The organism is Alcaligenes sp. LTN-3, assembly GCF_059735605.1.
In genome coordinates this window covers 829,076-847,426 of sequence record NZ_JCAPDN010000001.1, presented here as the reverse complement: position 1 = coordinate 847,426, position 18,351 = coordinate 829,076, and the positions used below count along the sequence as shown (strand labels likewise).

Here is an 18,351-nt window from a genome sequence, read left to right as displayed (position 1 = left end):
TTCAGACGGGTCGGGGCAAACAGGGGCCAAGCGGGATCTGTGTATAGGAATGGTAGCGGGCGAGCCGTCTGGCGATTTGCTGGCGGCCCGCATCATTCAAGGACTGCGCCAGGGCAATCCTGGCGTGCAGGTAGAAGGCATAGGCGGCCCCGAGATGGCCGCCCAGCAATTTCACCAATACTATCCCATGGACGCCTTGACGGTATTTGGTTACGTCGAGGCGCTCAAACGTATTCCGGGTCTGGTTTCCACGTATTTGGGCATGCGCAATCAGTGGTTGCGCCAGCGTCCGGATGTGTTTGTGGGTATTGACGCCCCGGACTTCAATTTGCGCCTGGAGCATCGTTTGCGTCAGGCCGGTGTGCCGACGGTGCACTTTGTGGGGCCCTCGATCTGGGCCTGGCGCTATGAGCGCATCCACAAAATCCGCGAAGCGGTGTCTCATATGCTGGTACTGTTTCCTTTCGAGACCGAGATCTACGAAAAGGAAGGCATTCCGGTGACCTATGTGGGTCATCCCTTGGCGGCGAATATTCCCTTGCAGCCGGATAAGGCTGACGCTCGCTGTCGCCTGGGCTTGCCCGAGACAGGCCGTATTCTGGGCGTGCTGCCTGGCAGCCGCTCCTCCGAGGTCAAGATGCTGTCACCGCGCTTTTTGCAGGCCGTGCAGATCTTGCAGGACCAGGATCCGGATCTGACGATTCTGGTGCCTATGGTGAATCCCAAGCGTCGTCAGGAGTTTGAGGAAGCGCTGGCTCAGCATCCCATCCGCAATTTACACATTATTGATGCCAATACGGCCGGTATTCGTCAGCCTGATTCGGAAGGCGTGGTTCGCCCACCCGCCTGGACGGTGATGGAAGCCAGTGACGCTGTGCTGGTGGCCAGTGGTACTGCCAGCCTGGAAACTGCCTTGTACAAGCGGCCTATGGTTATTTCGTATGTGCTCAGCCCCATGATGGAGCGCATCATACGGTGGAAGTCCGGTCAGGACAGGCCTTATGTGCCCTGGGTGGGTTTGCCCAATGTGCTGGCTCGGGATTTTGTCGTACCCGAACTGCTACAAGAAGATGCCCAGCCAGCGAAACTGGCGCAAGCGTGCTGGAAAGCCTTGAGCGATCAGAGCTATGTGGCGCATATCGAGAAAGTCTTTACCGAGATGCATTTGACCTTGCGCAGGGACACGCCTGCTTTGGCGGCCGAGGTTATTTTGAATATGGCACGTGCATGAAGCAGCTGGATTTATTGGTCAGTGATGTCTCGGCAGGTTTGGTGGCGGGGCTGGATGAAGCGGGGCGTGGCCCATTGGCCGGTCCCGTCTTTGCCGCTGCTGTGATTCTGGACCCGAACAATCCCATTGAAGGCCTGAACGACTCCAAGAAGCTGACCGCCAAACGGCGTGAAGCCTTGGCCGTTCTGATCAAGGAAAGGGCTTTGGCCTGGGAAATTGCCAGCGCGACCGTCGCAGAAATTGATGACATCAATATTTTGCACGCCGCCATGCTGGCGATGCAACGAGCCTGTAATGGCCTGAGCGTCAAACCTGAGCAAGCCTTGGTAGATGGCAATCGTGTTCCCACTGGCCTGTGCTGCCCGGCAGAAGCCATCATCAAAGGTGACGCCAGCCATGCTGCCATTGCGGCCGCATCCATTTTGGCGAAAACAGCGCGGGATGCGGTCTGTCTGGAATTACACCGAGACTATCCTGAATACGGTTTTGATCAGCACAAAGGCTACGGGACGGCCTTGCATTTGGACCGTTTGTCTCAGCACGGGCCTTGCCCCGAGCATCGTCGAAGTTTCGCGCCGGTACGCGCATCTCTAGTTAGGTAAGTTGAAGAAAATGAGGCTGATTGAATCCAAAGATAATGCGCTGTTCAAACGAGTGCAGCGCCTGGCTCACGATAAACGCGAGCTGGACGGGGGCGATCAGTTGATTTGGTTGGAAGGCATTCATCTATGCCAGATGTGGCTGGAGCGCCGAGGTTTGCCGGAACTGGCCGTTTTCGAGATGGACCGCCACTCGGACGAGTTGCTCGAACTGGCGCGCTTCTTGCCAGGTCATAGCAGTGTGACCTTCAATGCAACCTTGATGAATGCCGTATCCCAAGTTGGTCAGGGGCAGGGCATAGGCTTTATTGTTCGCGTACCTCGAGGGCAGGTTTGGACGGCTCCCACAAAACGTGCCATCTTGCTGGATCAGGTTCAAGACCCGGGTAATGTGGGCACCGTCTTGCGAACGGCGGTGGCGGTGGGGTTGGAGGCCGTGTATCTGACGCCAGGCTGTGCCAGCGTCTGGTCTCAGAAAGTGCTGCGTAGTGCACAGGGCGCCCATTTCTCCATTCAAATCCATGAGCAGGTCGATGGTGTGGCTCTGCTTGAAAAAGCTGCCTTGCCGGTGCTGGTGACCTCCTTGGGGCCAGATGCCCAGGACCTGTATGAATCCAGCTTGCCCGACCAGGGAATTTGGGTTTTTGGCAATGAAGGGCAAGGTGTTAGCCCGGCCTTGCTGACCAAAGCGAATCAGTGTTTGTTCATCCCTCAGGCGCCCGGCGTGGAGTCCTTGAACGTGGCGATTGCCACCGCCCTTTGTCTGTACGAGCAGCGTCGTCAGCACAGCCGCTAGTCTTGGCGGCTTGATTGCACCGTACTGGGAAGAGTCAGCCGGTGTCAGTGACTTCTTTCTTGATGTCGCTCTTGTCTCCACTTTTAAAATCAAGTAAATCATCTAGTAAGGCGTCTGCTTATCGCTACGCGAGCATTGAGTGCATAGGGCATTGACGCTTGTCTGCTAGCGGCTCCCTGAGGGCCGCTTTGTCACCTTGTATCGCTCCATCGTTGTATCCGGTTGGATTCCTAATCTTTTTCAGATGAGGTCAACAATGAAACTTAGCGAATACGCGACCTATGATGCCTTGGCGTTGGCTGAGCTGGTTGCCAAGAAACACATCAGTGTTCAAGAATTAAGTCAGGTGGGCAAGAAAGCGGTTGATGCATTGAACAGCAAAATCAATGCGGTGGTAGAGAGCTGGGACGGGGAGATTGACCCCCATGCTGACCGGGACTCCGTACTTTACGGCGTCCCGTTTTTGATTAAAGATCTGGCCATCACCATGAAGGGCAAACGCTACGAGCTGGGTAGCAAGCTGGCGCAAGGCATGGTCATGGATGCGGACAGTACTTTGATGAGCCTCTATAAGGAGGCGGGACTGGTCACCCTGGGTCGAACCACGACCTCGGAATTTGCCATCAGTACAACGACGGAGGCGCGCTGCGTAGGCCCTACGCTGAACCCCTGGAACCCTGCCTTTAATGCCGGTGGCTCGACAGGAGGCTCGGCAGCCGCGGTCGCGGCAGGGATGGTGCCGGTGGCTCACGCAACTGACGGCGGTGGCTCTATTCGTGTCCCGGCGGCTGTGAACGGCTTGTTCGGCTTGAAGCCCACTCGGGGGCGGGTCTCCAGCGGCCCCCTGCAAGATGAGGTCTGGAGCGGTTTGCTGGCCCACCTGGGCGTCAGTCGTAGCGTGCGAGACAGCGCTGCTTTGCTGGATGCGATTAGCCGTCCCGGTATTGGTGAACCGTATTACACGGCAGCACCCCCTCAGACCTTTCTATCGGCTGTGAAGAAAAATCCAGGCGCTTTGCGTATCGGGTTGATGATGGACCCGCCCAGCGGTGATAAAACCGAGTCTGTCATTGCCGGCAAGGCGATTGATATGGCCTCGGTGCTGGAGTCTCTGGGCCATCAGGTCGAACCCCTGGTATTTGATTCCGGCGTCAGTTGGGAGGCTTTTGTACACGCCAATGCCCAATTCTGGAATGTGAACACGGCGGCGTGGATAGACAGCATTGCCGCAGCGACCGGGCGGCCGGTGAATGAGGTGTATCTGGAACAGGCCACGTTGGCGGCCTATGCCTACGGCAAGAAGATTAGCGGAATTGATCTTTTGGGGGCGATCGCCGTGCGTAATACGGTCTCCCGGAATCTGGGCGCGTATTTCCAGAAATATGATGTCCTGATGACTCCCACCGTACCTGCGCTGCCCATGAGGGTGGGTGAGTACAACCAGATACAGGATCAGGTGGATGGCCTGGGCTGGATTGCCCACGTCTTTAAGCAAGCACCTTTTGCGGCTTTGGCCAATATCAGTGGCTCACCCTCCATGTCGGTGCCGGCCGGGCAGGATGTGGCGACTTCCTTACCCATAGGCATGATGTTTACGGCCGCTTATGGCCAGGAATGCCTCTTGTTTGGCTTGGCTGGCCAATTGGAGCAAGCCTTGCCCTGGAGTGATCAGCACCCGCAGGTTTGGGTGGGCAAGTTGGATTGAGTGCGGACAAAAGCAGCAGATCTTACACCGTAGCAGCGGCCAACAAAAAGGCCTGAGTTCGGTGTGATACCGAGATCAAGCCTTGATGTTGAGGCTGTCCGAATACTCCCGTAGGGGGTATCGCCCGGACTAGCTGTTCGATCCTTAGTAAGAGCGGCGGTCCAAACCGACATCATCCAGAATCTTGGTGGAGATTTCCTCGATGGATTTGGTGGTGGTGGACAGCCAGGGAATGCCTTCCATACGCATTAAACGTTCCGCCTCAGCCACTTCCATGCGGCACTGCTCGATGGTGGCGTATTTGCTTCCCGGACGGCGCTCATTACGCACTTCAGACAGACGGTCTGGATGAATGGACAGACCAAAAATCTTTTTCCGGTAGGGAGCCAGCGTGGCGGGCAGGGTGCCGCGCTGGAAATCTTCGGGAATGATGGGGTAGTTGGCGGCCTTGACGGCGTACTGCATCGCCAAGTACAAGCTGGTAGGCGTTTTTCCGCAGCGGGATACACCCACCAGAATCACGTCGGCTTGTTCCAGACCATTCACGTACTGACCATCGTCGTGCGCCAGACTGAAGTTGATGGCCTCAATGCGGTTGTTGTAGCGCTTGGACATGCCACCGGAGTGCGAACGGCCTACGGAACGGCTGGATTTCACTCCCAGGGCGCGTTCAATGTGTCGTACAAAGGCACCAAACAAATCCAGGAAAGTGCAGTTGGCCGCGCCAATAATGTGCGCCATCTTGGGGTCAACCAAAGTGCTGAATACCAGCGGTTGCTGGCCTTGCTCTTGAGCGCATTGGTTGATGCGATCAGCGACAGCTTGGGCTTTCTCGATGGTATCGATGAAGGGGATACGGACGGCCTGAAATTCGAATTGAGCGAATTGCGACAGGACGGAGTTGCTGAAAGTTTCGGCGGTAATGCCCGTGCTGTCAGAAACGACAAAGACGGTACGCTCAATAGGAGAAGATGTCATGGAATAAGTCGTGCACAATGCTCGGGAAACGGTACAATTTGCAAGATTACCATTTACCGCTCGGATCGGGGTATGGAAAGGCAGGTTTGCTTAGGACAGATCACACAGACAGCGCTGTTGGGATCACTGCCTTAAGCAAACACGCTTTTTTTTCTATTCAAGGTGACTTATGTCTTACGTAATTAGTTTCGACAAGCTCCGCATGACGGACGTCGACACAGTGGGCGGTAAAAACGCGTCGCTGGGCGAAATGATCAGTCAACTGGCCGACGCTGGTGTGCGCGTGCCAGGTGGTTTTGCCACAACAGCCGAAGCATTCCGCGTTTTCCTGAAAAACAACGATCTGGACAAGCGCATTCAGCAGCGTCTGGACGCGCTGGACGCCGACGACGTTCGTGAACTGGCCGCTGCCGGTGCCGAAATTCGCCAGTGGATCATCGACACTCCATTCCCGGCCGAGTTTGAAAAAGCCGTACGTGACGCGTTTGCTGAACTGGATGCAGACGGCAAGGGTTCGTTTGCCGTGCGCTCTTCCGCCACCGCTGAAGACTTGCCTGACGCTTCCTTTGCTGGTCAGCAAGAAACCTACCTGAACGTGGTGGGCATCGACGAGGTGCTGAGCAAGATTCACCACGTGTTTGCCTCCCTGTACAACGACCGCGCTATTTCCTACCGCGTGCACAAGGGCTACGCCCACGCTGAAGTGGCGCTGTCCGCGGGTATTCAGCGCATGGTGCGCTCCGACAAGGGCAGCGCTGGTGTGATGTTCACCCTGGACACTGAATCGGGCTTCAAGGATGTGGTCTTTTTGACGTCCTCTTACGGCCTGGGCGAAACCGTGGTTCAAGGTTCGGTCAATCCGGACGAGTTCTACGTGTACAAGCCAACCCTGGCTTCCGGTCACTACCCCATCATCAGCCGCCGTATCGGCTCCAAGCTGATCAAGATGGAATTTGACGAAGGCCGTACGACTGATCACGCTGTGCGTACCGTAGACGTGCCGGTGTCCGAGCGCAACCGTTACTCCCTGAGCGACGAAGAAGTCATCGAACTGGCTCGTTACGCCACCATCATTGAAAAACACTACCAGCGTCCTATGGACATTGAGTGGGGTCGTGACGGTATCGACGGCAAGATCTACATTCTGCAAGCCCGCCCTGAGACCGTTAAGTCCCAGCAAGGCAGCAACGACGTGCAAGAGCGTTACCGCCTGAAAGCCACTGGCGAAGTGCTGGTTACCGGCCGCGCTATTGGTCAGAAGATCGGTTCGGGCAAAGTCCGTATCGTGGCAGACGCCTCCGAGATGGATCTGGTCAAACCCGGCGACGTGCTGGTCACCGACATGACGGACCCTAACTGGGAACCCATCATGAAGCTGGCTTCGGCTATCGTCACCAACCGTGGCGGTCGTACCTGCCACGCGGCGATTATTGCTCGCGAACTGGGCATCCCTGCCGTGGTCGGTTGCAACAACGCCACAGACGTGCTGAAAGAAGGTCAGGAAGTGACGGTGTCGTGTGCTGAAGGCGACGAAGGCCGGATTTACGACGGTCTGCTGGAAACCGAGATCGAAGAAGTCAGCTGGGGCCAAATGCCCGAGATCGGCCTGAAAGTCATGATGAACGTGGGTAATCCCCAACTGGCTTTCGACTTCTCGCAAATTCCTAACGATGGCGTGGGTCTGGCTCGTCTGGAATTCATCATCAACAACAACATTGCGATTCACCCCAAAGCCGTTCTGGACTACCCCAATGTGGATAGCGACCTGAAAAAGGCAGTGGAATCGGCGGCTCGTGGCTACGCCAGCCCACGTGCTTTCTTCGTGGAAAAACTGGCCGAAGGTATTGCGACTCTGGCCGCTTCCTTCTACCCCAAGCCCGTCATCGTGCGTCTGTCGGACTTCAAGTCCAACGAATACCGCAAGCTGGTGGGGGGTTCGCGCTACGAACCCGAGGAAGAGAACCCCATGCTGGGCTTCCGTGGTGTGGCTCGCTACCTGTCCGAAGACTTCGCAGAATGCTTCAAGATGGAATGCGAAGCCCTGAAGAAAGTGCGTGACGAAATGGGTCTGACCAACGTCGAAATCATGGTGCCATTCGTGCGTACCCTGGGTCAGGCAGAACGTGTTGTGGACCTGTTGGCTTCCCACGGTCTGGCTCGTGGCGAAAACGGCCTGCGCCTGATCATGATGTGCGAAGTGCCTTCCAACGCCATTCTGGCCGAGCAGTTCCTGCAGTACTTTGACGGCTTCTCCATCGGTTCCAACGACATGACTCAGTTGACTCTGGGTCTGGATCGTGACTCCGGTATGGAGCTGCTGGCTGCCGACTTCGACGAGCGCGACGAGGCTGTGAAGTTCATGCTCAGTCGTGCCATCAAGGCATGCCTGGCACAAAACAAATACGTGGGTATTTGTGGCCAAGGCCCCAGCGACCACCCTGATCTGGCCAAGTGGCTGAGCGATGAAGGCATTATTTCGCTGTCGCTGAACCCGGATACGGTTGTGGATACCTGGCAACGTCTGGCCAAGGTCTAAGACGTAAGTTACTGCTAGCGAAATCTCTGGCAGTACGCGGGTCAAGTCAGGTAAGACCTAACACCCCGACATGGAGCTTCCATGTCGGGGTGTTGTCGTTTTGGGGACGTATCTTGTGCTTTTGTTCTTGCTATGGCTCTTGGCCGTGCTCATGCGATTTTGTTTTGCAGCGCTTGCTGCCTAGGTGAGTATATTGGCGCTTTGGCTAGCTGGAGTGCTTGTACAAGCTTGTATAGGTATTGCCAAGCGCTCGTGCCTATTGGTGTGCGGCTAAGGAGAGGGGCAGGCTGCAATTCTGATGAGCAGAACGGAACAGGGCAGGGCGCGGGTGAGAGGCCGTGATGGGGAATGGCCGTAACCGCCCTGGATCGGGCGGCATGGATTCGGAGTGTCTTGACGGGTTCGCTGCTAAGGGGAGAGGAACCGTGTATGGACAGAACAATCAGCGCTGCAGCTGATTGGCTGGTATTAGTTTGCTGCGTCGATTTGGTAAACGTGTAAGAACATATCCAGAATATGCTCCGTCTCAGTTTGAATGCGCTCTTCACTCCAGGGCTCCATCGCCCCCATGAGCAACAATACAATTTCGCCTTCGCTCAGGCAACGGAAGTGTTCCACCATTAATACCGGGTCCAGCCGGCGTAGCGTGCCACGCTCGATATGGTGAGCAAAGAAACACTGCACTCCGTCCCAGATCTGGTCGTCCAGCATCTCCATAAAGCGTTTGCCGATGTCGCTGTGTCCACCGACAGAGACCACGATACGCAAGAGCTGGGCGGTTTGCTTGGAGTACAGATTACGCAGCATGGGCAGCAGGAAACTCTGCAGTTCCTGGCGGATATCACCTTCGCAATCCAGCTTGGTCAGAACCTGTTCGGTAAATTCCTGGGCACCTGTCAGCAGAACAGCCAGCAAAAGGTCTTCTTTGGATGGGAAATAATTGTAGAGCGTGCCCTTGGAGCCGCCTGCCAATGCAGCGATTTGGGACATGGATGTGGCCTCAAAACCATTCTCGCGAAAAACCTCGGAAGCCACTTCCAGGATTTTGTCGCGGCGTTCGCGCCCCTTTCGAGTCGCGCGTTGGGATTTTCGGGGAACATCGTCATGCATAATGGCAGGCAAAAATTAAGTGAATAGGACAAAGCCAGCATCATACCGTATCAATGGCTGCTGTGCTGCTGCTCCATGTCGACCGTTAAGGGAAGGCAAGACCAAACCCCTTAATTTTACGACATGCACTGCTATTGGGCCTATTTGTTTGCCTCAGTCTTTGATCTAAGGCCTAGTAAAGCGCAAAAGTGCCACACATTCGGGTGGTTGCACGGGTCAGTGCTTCTGGACGCGCCTGGCGGCGTCTACAGATCGCTATAGTCCTTATCTGTTTTGATTTAAAGTATAAGGCGGCGGTTCTGATACTCTCTTTGCTTAAGACAAGGCCCAAGGAGTTGTGGATGTCTACTACGCAGTCGTATCAAGTGGTGATTGTTGGGGGCGGGGCAGGAGGCCTGGAGCTGGCTGCCAAATTAGGGCGTCAGTTCGGGCGTCAGCATATCTTTTTGGTCGACAAAGACAGCGACCATATCTGGAAACCGTCATTGCATGAGGTGGCTGCCGGTACCCTGGATATTCACCGCGAGGGGCTGTCGTATTTCATGCTGGCGCGTGACTGCGGTTTTACCTTTATTCAAGGTGAAATGATCAGCATAGACCGCGAGCAACGCACGATCACGCTGGCTCCGGTCCTGGGACCCGACCATGAAGAAGTCTTCCCGGAGCGCAGCCTGTCCTACGGTACGCTGGTGATGGCCGTAGGCAGCAAATCCAATTTCTTCAATACGCCTGGCACCCATGAGCATGCGCTGGCCTTGGACTCGACTCATCAGGCCGAGCGTTTCCGTTTGAAGCTGCTCAATGAGCTGATCAGTGTGACCCGCCGCGCGCAGCGTGAACCGGGGGCGCCCCTGTACATCAATATTGTTGGGGGCGGGGCTACCGGGGTAGAACTGGCAGCCGAGTTGCTGGAAGCCCGTGCCGATTTAAGCATTTACAGCATTCCGGGCAGCAGCTCGGACCGCGAAGTGCGTATCACCTTGCTGGAAGGTGCCGATCGCATTCTGTCCGCCTTGCCGCCCAAGCTATCGGCTACCGCGCAAAGCCTGCTGGAGCAGCGTGGTGTGGCGGTACGGACCTCGGTGCGAGTCAGCCGTTTGGCGGCTGATCACATTGAGGATGTGAACGGTGGCCAGTATCCCAACGATTTGTGCGTCTGGGCCGCAGGGATTGAAGCCCCTGCCTTCTTGGGCCAACTCGGTTTGCCGGTCAACCGGATCAATCAACTGGTGCTGGACGCCTGTTTGTCTACGCCCGATCCGTATATTTGGGCGTTGGGCGATTGCGCGCAAGTGCCTTGGGACAAGGAAGGCCAGTTCTTGCCTGCTCGCGCACAGGTCGCACACCAGCAAGCCAGTTACTTGCGCAAGCGGTTGGCTGCTCGCATTCAAGGCAAGCCGGTTGATGAAGCTCCCTTTGTCTACAAGGACTACGGCTCACTGGTCTCGGTGGGCCATAGCCGTGGGGTAGGCAGCCTGATGGGGGTTCTGTCTGGCAAGAGCTGGTTTGTAGAGGGTTTGCTGGCTCGCATTATGTATATGAGCCTGCACTTGATGCACCACATGGCGATTTTGGGGGTTGCGCGAACGGCAACCTTGGCTTTGGGCCGTTTGCTCAGCAAACGGGCCGCCCCTCGTGTTAAATTACATTGAGACTTGGAACAAAACGGGCTTTTTAGCCCGTTTTTATTCATTCGTCTTACGGCGGGTGTCGTGTTTCATCAAGCGTTCTTGTTCGCGCTTCCAGTCTTTGTCGCGGGAAACATCACGTTTATCGTGCAGTTTTTTACCGCGTCCCAGGCCGAAGTCCAGCTTGATACGACCTTTCTTGTAGTGGAGGTTCAGGGGAACCAGGGCGTAGCCACGTTGCTCAACCTTGCCAATCAGCTTGCTGATTTCTTCGGCTTTGAGCAGTAGTTTACGTGTACGAGTAGCATCGGGCCGGATATGGGTGGACGCGGTCGGCAAGGCGCTGACGTGCATCCCGATAATAAACAGCTCGCCTTCGCGTACGATGACAAAGCTTTCTTTGAGCTGAACATGACCAGCTCGGATCGCCTTGACCTCCCAGCCCTCCAGGACCAGACCGGCCTCAAAGCGCTCTTCGATAAAATATTCGTGGGTAGCCTTGCGATTATCAACAATACTCATGAATTAATTGCCAACCATAGATTGTAAAATCAGAACATTCTATCTATTAACCAGACCTGATGCATACAGTAAAACGCTCCGTCCTCCTTCCTTATAGCTGCGAACAGATGTTTGATTTGGTTGCAGAGGTGGAAAAATACCCTGAATTCATGCCCTGGTGTGGTGGCGCGACCGTCAATCAGCGCGACGAAAAGGGGATGGAAGCCTCGGTGACCATCAGCATTGCGGGTATTCGTCAAACCTTCACCACACGCAACGAACACGATTATCCCAACCGTATTGTCTTGCGCCTGGTCAAAGGTCCGTTCTCGGCCTTGACGGGGGACTGGCAGTTTACTCCTTTGGGCGAAGACGGTTGCAAGATCGTGTTCACCATGGAGTATGAATTCTCCAGCCGCGCGCTGGAAATGGTCGTGGGTCCCATCTTTAACCGCGTTGCCAACAGCTTTATCGACTCCTTTACGCGCCGCGCCCAAGAGGTTTACGGTGACTGAGTTATCCGTCAGCGTAATTGTGGCCACTCAGGCCCAGGTCTGGAAAGCCGCCCTGCGTTTGCCTGCGGGCAGTTGTGTCCGTGATGCCCTGTTAACGGCAGGAATTGCCGAAGGGCTGCGTGAGTGCGGCCTGCCACCGCTGGATGATGAACAGGGCCTGGAGGCACTGCACGTCGGTGTCTATGGCCAGCGTTGCCAGTTGGATCAGCTCTTGCAGGATCAGGACCGGGTGGAGGTCTACCGTGAGCTGGTCTTTGACCCGATGGATTCCCGCCGTCGTCGCTACGCGCACAAACTGGCGGCACGCGCTGCCGCCAGACCCCGCCGCAAACCCGTCCGCGCCTAGTTCATTCCGGCCTGATCATCAGGCCGCTACTTTCAGCTAGACTGTCGCCTTCTGCCTGGCGCTGCTCCCTATGAAAATGCTGATTGTCATCAGCACGACAACTAAAGGGGGCGGCTCGCATTATGGTGGGTAAAAATAAGGAGACAGACATGATACTGACAGACGATCAGAACGCTTTTGCGCAAGCGGCTCGCGAGTTTGCACAAGGGGAGCTGGCACCGCATGCGGCGCGTTGGGACGAGGAACAGATTTTCCCGATCGAGGCGTTCCGTAAAGCGGGTGAATTGGGTTTTTGCGGCTTGTACGCCCCTGAATCCATCGGTGGTCTGGGCTTGGGACGTCTGGAGTCCAGCCTGGTATTTGAGGAAATGGCTGCGGTTGACCCGTCGACCACCGCATTTTTGACCATCCACAATATGGTGACCTGGATGGTGGGCACCTGGGGTACGGAGGAGATCAAGTCTCAATGGGGAGAGTTGCTGAGCAGTGGCCAGAAATTGGGTTCGTATTGTCTGACTGAACCCGGTGCGGGGTCGGACGCCGCCTCCCTGCGTACCCGCGCCGAACGTGATGGCGACGATTATCTGATCAGTGGCAGCAAAGCCTTTATCTCCGGTGCTGGGGACACGGACCTGCTGGTGGTCATGGCTCGTACCGGCGGTGACGGTCCCAAGGGGATTTCCGCCTTTGCCGTACCTGCTGATGCCGCCGGTATTACTTACGGTCGTAAAGAATTGAAGATGGGCTGGAACAGCCAGTCCACACGGGGCATTACCTTTGAGCGTGTGCGTGTTTCTGCCTCGGCCATGCTGGGCCAGGAAGGCGAGGGCTTCAAGCTGGCCATGAAGGGCCTGGACGGTGGCCGTATCAATATCGCTTGTTGCTCGGTAGGAGCCGCCCAAGGCGCTTATGATGCCGCCCGCCAATACATGCAAGAGCGCCGCCAGTTCGGCAAGAGTCTGGATCAGTTCCAGGCCCTGCAATTCAAATTGTCCGATATCCTGACCAGTGTCGTGGCTGCTCGTCAAATGGTGCGTCTGGCCGCCTCGCACCTGGACGCCGGCAGCAGTCAGGCCAGCACGTACTGCGCCATGGCCAAACGCATGGCCACGGATCTGGGTTTTCAGGCCTGCGTGGATGCGCAACAGCTCTTTGGCGGTTATGGTTACTTGAAGGATTATCCTGTGGAGCGACTGGTGCGCGATACTCGGGTGCACCAGATTCTGGAAGGCACAAACGAGATCATGCGTGTCATCATCGCACGACAAATCATTGATCTTGGAGCTGATATTCGATGACGGATTCTGTTTTGTTTGATCGCCTGCCCGGCCAGAACGGAAAGGCGATTGGTGTTGCTACGCTGAACCGCCCGCAAGCCCTGAATGGACTTAATTTGGAGATGTGCCAACTGCTGTTCAAGCAGTTTCAGGAATGGGCGCAGGACTCCAGTATTGCCATGATCGTGTTGCACGGTGCCGGAGAAAAGGCGCTGTGCGCAGGGGGCGATCTGCATTCGCTGTACGCCTCCATGCAAAAGAACCAGGGTGGCTCGGCCTGGAATAACGAGTACGCCCGCGAATTTTTCGATGTGGAATACCGCCTGGACTATCTGATTCATACCTTTCCCAAGCCGATTTTGTGCTGGGGTGACGGGATTGTGATGGGCGGGGGCGTGGGCCTGTTCAACGGCGCCAGCCATCGTGTGGTAACCGATACCACGCGTTTTGCCATGCCCGAGATCTCCATTGGCCTGTTTCCCGATGTGGGCGGCACCTGGATGCTGTCGCATCTGCCTGCCGGCATTGGCCATTTTCTGGCACTGAGTGGCGCACAAATCAACGCGTCGGACTGCTTGTTCCTGGGTCTGGCGGATGCCTACTTGCCACGGGTGCATTTCGACGCCTTGCTCCAGGCCCTGCAAGCCACAAACTGGTCTGATGACCGCGCTGTGTGTGACAGCAGCGTGCATCAGATCCTGCGTCGTTTGGCGGATGGCGCTCGCCCCGATAGCGGCCCGCTGGAGCAGAACTACGCCATGCTGCGTGATGTCTGCGCCAGCCGTGAATTTGAACGCATTACACAGGCTCTGCAGCAGTGGCAGGGCAGTGCCGACCCCTGGTTGTCCCGTGCCGCGCAAACCTTCGCCAAAGGTGCGCCTGGCTCGGCTCGTTTGTCCTTTGAGCTGCTGGAGAAGGTGCATCACCTGTCTTTGGCCGATGTTTTCCGTCTGGAATACATAGTGTCGCTGCAATGTGGCGTACAGGGCGACTTCCAGGAAGGCATACGGGCACTGCTGATTGATAAAGACAAACAGCCGCGCTGGAATCCTGCCTCGCTGGAACAGGCGGATGCACGCTGGGTGGAACGGTTTTTTGTTCCTGCCTGGCCGGCAGAAACGACTCATCCCTTGGCTGACCTGTAACCCAGGCAGACCGCTGCGGCGCCAGACGGCGCCGCTTTCATAATGACGAGGAGACAAAATGAGTAACACGATTGCATTTATCGGGCTGGGCCATATGGGTAAACCCATGGCGCTGAATCTGCTCAAAGCCGGTCATAGCCTGAAAGTCTTTGACTTGAATGCGCAAGCCATGCAGGAACTACAGGCAGCAGGGGCACAGGTGGGGGAATCGGCGGTGCAAATCGCCCAAGACGCGCAGATGGTCTTTACCATGCTGCCTGCTGGCCGCCATGTTCGTCAGGTTTACGAGGGCGAGAACGGCTTGCTGCAGACTGTGGCCCCCGGTACGGTGCTGGTCGATTGCAGCACCATTGATGCGCAAACCAGCCAGGATCTGGCGGCCAAAGCCAGCAAGCTGGGTCTGTTAATGCTGGATGCGCCGGTCTCCGGTGGGACCGGTGGCGCCATTGCTGGCACCTTGACCTTTATGGTCGGGGGCGAGGATCAGGCCCTGGAAAAGGCGCGCCCTTACTTGGATGCCATGGGCAAGAACATTTTCCACGCGGGTAAAGCCGGTGCGGGTCAGGTTGCCAAAATTTGCAACAATATGCTGTTGGGGATTTTGATGGCGGGTACTGCTGAAGCCTTGGCTTTGGGCGTTGCCCACGGTCTGGACCCTGCCGTGCTGTCGACCATCATGGCGCGCAGTTCCGGTCGAAACTGGGCAACTGAGCTGTACAACCCCTGGCCTGGGGTGATGCCGGATGTACCGGCTTCGCGTGATTATCAGGGCGGCTTTGCCACGGGCCTGATGCTGAAAGACCTGGGTCTGGCAGCCGATGCGGCTGTCAGCCAGAACAGCGCGACGCCTTTGGGCGAACTGGCACGCAACCTGTTCGCCTTGCACGCCGCACAAGGTCAGAATGCAGGGCTGGATTTCTCCAGCATTCTTAATTTGTACCGTCAGAAGCACTAAGTTCTGGCAGTGCGTAGGGCAGGGGCTGCAGTTCCAGCGCCTGTCCTTGCTCCAGTTGAAACTGGCCTTGTTCCAGGTCCGCCAGTACCACTTCCATCAAGACATACAGACGTCGCTGCCCGTTATGCCAGGCGCGGTTGATAATGCGCGCGGCGGCCAGCGGTTCCGCATTCTGCGAGACCAGAAACACATCGGCAGCTTCCGGCGTCTGTGGTGCCGTGTCCAGAACGGCGGTACGTGCGGCCATCATGCGCCGTTTGATCGTGCCTCGATAGTGGCTGCGAGCCACGACTTCCTGGCCTGGATAACAGCCTTTCTTGAAGTTGATGCCATCGATCAGATCCAGGTTCAGGGTCTGGGGAATGAACAAATCCTGCGTGTCGGCGCTGATCCAGGGCAAGCCGGCCAAAATATCTGCCGTTTCCCAACGACCTTCAGAAGTCTGAGCGTTTGCGTCCTGCTGGGGAGAAATTCGCCAGTGACGATTCAAGCCGTCCAGATCGCCGGGGGCCTGAATCAGGGTGTCGCCACCTTCGCGCCGCACATTCCAGACGGCTTGGGCAGCGGACGAATCGGCCACACCGTAAACCTGTAACTCGGCCAGACTGATCGCGACTTTGCTGCGCAGCACGAACATGCGTAAGCGCTTGATCAGGGCTTCGCTAAGATCACGGCGGACCAGGGCAAAGACCGTTTCGTTCTCCTCGCGCCACAACACCATGGTGGCCAAGCTGCGACCTTTGGCGGTGCAATAGGCCGCGATGCAGGCACGGTCGGCAGCCAGGTGCTCCAAATCATTACTGACTTGAGCATGGAGAAAAGACACGGCATCGGCTCCTTGGAACTGGAGGACGCACAAATCTGGCAGGGCGAAAGAGGAGGGAGCAGGCATTCCGGTCATGGCTGAGCGAAAAAAGAAATTTAAACATCAATGATACCGTGTGCGAGGCTAGTTCTAGGGGCATACCCCCGCTGGAATCAGGGCATGGGCTGGGTGGAAGAAGAGGGCGGTGCTAACTGATCCCAGTTTCGGTGTTGGGCTGTGACACATATTCAGGAATACGCCGCCTTATTCTGTTTACAATAGCGCTCGCATGAAAAAAACTGTCAAGATCTTCTCTGCCCTGTTGGGCCTTTGGTTGGTAGTCGCCTGTGTGATAGCGGGTGGTGCCTGGTATTGGGCCAAGAAGCAGCCCGTGACGATGCGTGCCGAACGCATCGATTATGTGGTCCCTGCCGGTTCAGGTCCCCGTGCGATTGCGCGCAGTATGCAGCAGGCCGGGATCGATATTCAGGAAGATGCCTTTGTCTGGATGGCGCGTCTCTCCGGTCTGGATACCTCCTTGCAAGCGGGGGCTTATGAGGCGGTACGCGGGGATACACCGTGGGTGGTGATGGAGCGCATGTCCAGCGGCAATATGCTGCAGACCCGTTTGACCATTCCCGAGGGGTGGACCTATCAACGCATACGTGACACGCTGGCAAGCAACCCTCAGGTTCGACAGACCTTGAGCGAGGTGAGCGATGCCGATTTGTTGAAGCGCTTTGGTGTGGAGGCGTCTCATCCAGAAGGTTTGTTCTATCCCGATACCTATGTCTTTGTGCCCGGTACGGCGGATATCGACATTCTGCGTCGCGGTTTTCAGGCCCAGCAGGAACTGCTGGAGCAGCTATGGGCGGACCGGGACGCGGATTTGCCCTTGAAGACCCCGTATGAAGCCTTGATCATGGCCTCTATCGTGGAACGTGAGACGGGCCATAGCCAGGACCGGGCACGCGTGGCTGGGGTATTTATGAATCGTTTGCGTGTCGGCATGCCTTTGCAGACAGACCCGACGGTTATTTACGGCATGGGTTCGGCTTATGAGGGCCGTATTCGCAAGCGTGATTTGACGACCGATACGCCCTGGAACACGTACACGCGCAATGGATTGCCACCCACGCCGATTGCCAGTCCCGGTAAGGCTTCCTTGATGGCGACCTTGCATCCCGAAAAACATAATTTCTATTATTTTGTATCGCGTGGGGATGGAACCAGCGAGTTCTCGGCCAATCTGGCTGCACATAATCGGGCCGTCGCCAAATATATTCTGAAGCGTTAAAACCAGATCAGGCCCCTCAGGGGCCTGAATGCTGCTGGCCCAATGCCTGGGGGCGCGTATCGGGCTTTGCTATTGTGGTGACCGTGAGTCAGCGCTCCAAACCGTGCCTTTGCGCGAACCCTGCCCACAAATCATGGACCTTGTTGGCGAGCTCTTCCAGGCCCGCATTATTTTGAATCAGATAGTCTTGGGGAGCGCGTTCTACGCCCCATTCAGACGAGTGCTGGCTGATCACCGGGTTGCCCGGGCGTTCAATATGCCAGATTTCCCCGCCATGTTCACGGATGAAATTGGCCTCGTTTTCGTAACGAATGTCTTTGATCAGCAGGCAACGGGCCTGACTCATATCAGGAAGCTGGTGGCTGGGCAGGAACAGGGGCAAGCTTTGGCGACGCTGCTCGTAATCCGGATAGGTGGCTAGAACCTGATTACGCAAGTGCTCGGCCGCCTGACGCGGGCTCAAACCCCAAAAGGCGTCAATGTGATCAGCACGTTTATCATCCAGGTGTTCGGGCGCCATGCCGTAAATCGCGGCCAAGGCCAGCGCCCAGACCGAGTAATCCTGAACGTCTCTGGCAAGGGGGGCACCAGGGCCAAATTCCAGTACATGCTGGGCACGGCGCAGCCAGTGATCGGGGTCACGCTGGCGCATCCAGTCTGTCCCTAGTAGCTGAAAGCACTGTCTGGGGGAGCGTTGCCACAGGGCAATAGGCACTTCTTTCAGACTGTCGTCGGTCCAGGCCTGGGCTGGGCTTAGGCCAAATAGCACTTCGCAGCCCATTTTTACGGGGTCGGCCAAGGCATAGGCAGCCAATAAAGGGTTGTGTGCCAGTAGCAGATTGGCGACGGTATCTTTGCCTGAGCGCGCTTTGGCGGCCAGCCCGATCAATAAGCTCACTTCATTATCCTTGGTAGTGGAGCAGGCAT

17 protein-coding genes are annotated in these 18,351 nt (G+C 56.5%); 12 read left to right on the top strand and 5 right to left on the bottom strand.

What is annotated here, in order from left to right; translation table 11 throughout:
• Positions 1-49: 49 nt before the first annotated feature.
• The 4 genes from lpxB to AC6I6N_RS04030 all read left to right on the top strand — a co-directional run bounded on the left by lpxB (position 50) and on the right by AC6I6N_RS04030 (position 4,331).
• The gene (gene lpxB / locus AC6I6N_RS04045; RefSeq protein WP_321277899.1) at positions 50-1,231 is read left to right on the top strand and encodes a lipid-A-disaccharide synthase; all 1,182 of its coding nucleotides are present in this window, start codon (positions 50-52) and stop codon (positions 1,229-1,231) included.
• Positions 1,228-1,833, top strand: coding sequence for a ribonuclease HII (gene rnhB, locus AC6I6N_RS04040; RefSeq protein WP_249494413.1), 606 nt, complete (start codon positions 1,228-1,230; stop codon positions 1,831-1,833). The genes lpxB and rnhB overlap by 4 nt, the downstream gene beginning before the upstream one ends.
• Positions 1,834-1,843: 10 nt before the next feature.
• Positions 1,844-2,626: a TrmH family RNA methyltransferase gene (locus tag AC6I6N_RS04035; RefSeq protein WP_094196808.1), complete on the top strand. Its 783-nt coding sequence runs from the start codon at positions 1,844-1,846 to the stop codon at positions 2,624-2,626.
• A 256-nt stretch (positions 2,627-2,882) separates the two neighbouring features.
• A complete protein-coding gene (locus AC6I6N_RS04030) occupies positions 2,883-4,331 on the top strand; it encodes an amidase (protein ID WP_203226755.1) in 1,449 nt (482 codons plus the stop codon).
• Between the two features lie 144 nt (positions 4,332-4,475).
• Here AC6I6N_RS04030 and ppsR read toward each other — a convergent pair whose 3' ends face one another.
• Positions 4,476-5,309: a posphoenolpyruvate synthetase regulatory kinase/phosphorylase PpsR gene (ppsR, locus tag AC6I6N_RS04025; RefSeq protein ID WP_094196807.1), complete on the bottom strand. Its 834-nt coding sequence runs from the start codon at positions 5,307-5,309 to the stop codon at positions 4,476-4,478.
• 169 nt (positions 5,310-5,478) lie between these two features.
• On the opposite strand from ppsR, the gene ppsA reads away from it, so the two are divergent.
• Complete coding sequence (gene ppsA, locus AC6I6N_RS04020; RefSeq protein WP_094196806.1) at positions 5,479-7,845, top strand: phosphoenolpyruvate synthase; 2,367 nt, start codon at positions 5,479-5,481, stop codon at positions 7,843-7,845.
• A gap of 468 nt (positions 7,846-8,313) precedes the next feature.
• Here the strand turns inward: ppsA and AC6I6N_RS04015 are convergent, their stop codons facing one another.
• Positions 8,314-8,955, bottom strand: coding sequence for a TetR/AcrR family transcriptional regulator (locus AC6I6N_RS04015; protein ID WP_234354308.1), 642 nt, complete (start codon positions 8,953-8,955; stop codon positions 8,314-8,316).
• 341 nt (positions 8,956-9,296) lie between these two features.
• On the opposite strand from AC6I6N_RS04015, the gene AC6I6N_RS04010 reads away from it, so the two are divergent.
• Positions 9,297-10,607: an NAD(P)/FAD-dependent oxidoreductase gene (locus tag AC6I6N_RS04010; RefSeq protein ID WP_264671708.1), complete on the top strand. Its 1,311-nt coding sequence runs from the start codon at positions 9,297-9,299 to the stop codon at positions 10,605-10,607.
• 33 nt (positions 10,608-10,640) lie between these two features.
• Here AC6I6N_RS04010 and smpB read toward each other — a convergent pair whose 3' ends face one another.
• Positions 10,641-11,105, bottom strand: coding sequence for an SsrA-binding protein SmpB (gene smpB / locus AC6I6N_RS04005; RefSeq protein WP_042480746.1), 465 nt, complete (start codon positions 11,103-11,105; stop codon positions 10,641-10,643).
• A gap of 59 nt (positions 11,106-11,164) precedes the next feature.
• On the opposite strand from smpB, the gene AC6I6N_RS04000 reads away from it, so the two are divergent.
• The 5 genes from AC6I6N_RS04000 (at position 11,165) to mmsB (ending at position 15,322) form a co-directional block, all read left to right on the top strand.
• Positions 11,165-11,599, top strand: a complete 435-nt coding sequence (locus AC6I6N_RS04000) for a type II toxin-antitoxin system RatA family toxin (RefSeq protein ID WP_042480744.1) — start codon at positions 11,165-11,167, stop codon at positions 11,597-11,599.
• Entirely contained in the window at positions 11,592-11,945 is a 354-nt protein-coding gene (locus AC6I6N_RS03995) for an RnfH family protein (protein WP_249494411.1), read from the top strand. Before AC6I6N_RS04000 ends, AC6I6N_RS03995 begins: the two co-directional genes overlap by 8 nt.
• A 149-nt stretch (positions 11,946-12,094) precedes the next feature.
• Complete coding sequence (locus tag AC6I6N_RS03990; protein WP_094196803.1) at positions 12,095-13,243, top strand: acyl-CoA dehydrogenase family protein; 1,149 nt, start codon at positions 12,095-12,097, stop codon at positions 13,241-13,243.
• Entirely contained in the window at positions 13,240-14,367 is a 1,128-nt protein-coding gene (locus AC6I6N_RS03985) for an enoyl-CoA hydratase/isomerase family protein (protein WP_108727522.1), read from the top strand. Before AC6I6N_RS03990 ends, AC6I6N_RS03985 begins: the two co-directional genes overlap by 4 nt.
• A gap of 58 nt (positions 14,368-14,425) precedes the next feature.
• Complete coding sequence (gene mmsB / locus AC6I6N_RS03980) at positions 14,426-15,322, top strand: 3-hydroxyisobutyrate dehydrogenase (protein WP_094196801.1); 897 nt, start codon at positions 14,426-14,428, stop codon at positions 15,320-15,322.
• Here the strand turns inward: mmsB and ygfZ are convergent.
• A complete protein-coding gene (gene ygfZ, locus AC6I6N_RS03975) occupies positions 15,297-16,148 on the bottom strand; it encodes a CAF17-like 4Fe-4S cluster assembly/insertion protein YgfZ (protein WP_497943244.1) in 852 nt (283 codons plus the stop codon). The genes mmsB and ygfZ overlap by 26 nt on opposite strands.
• Positions 16,149-16,416: 268 nt before the next feature.
• Here ygfZ and mltG point away from each other — a divergent pair, with 268 nt between their 5' ends.
• On the top strand, positions 16,417-17,424 hold the full coding sequence (mltG, locus tag AC6I6N_RS03970) for an endolytic transglycosylase MltG (RefSeq protein WP_094196799.1): 1,008 nt from the start codon (positions 16,417-16,419) through the stop codon (positions 17,422-17,424).
• 88 nt (positions 17,425-17,512) lie between these two features.
• Here the strand turns inward: mltG and AC6I6N_RS03965 are convergent, their stop codons facing one another.
• On the bottom strand, positions 17,513-18,322 hold the full coding sequence (locus AC6I6N_RS03965) for a deoxynucleotide monophosphate kinase family protein (RefSeq protein ID WP_094196798.1): 810 nt from the start codon (positions 18,320-18,322) through the stop codon (positions 17,513-17,515).
• Positions 18,323-18,351 lie beyond the last annotated feature (29 nt).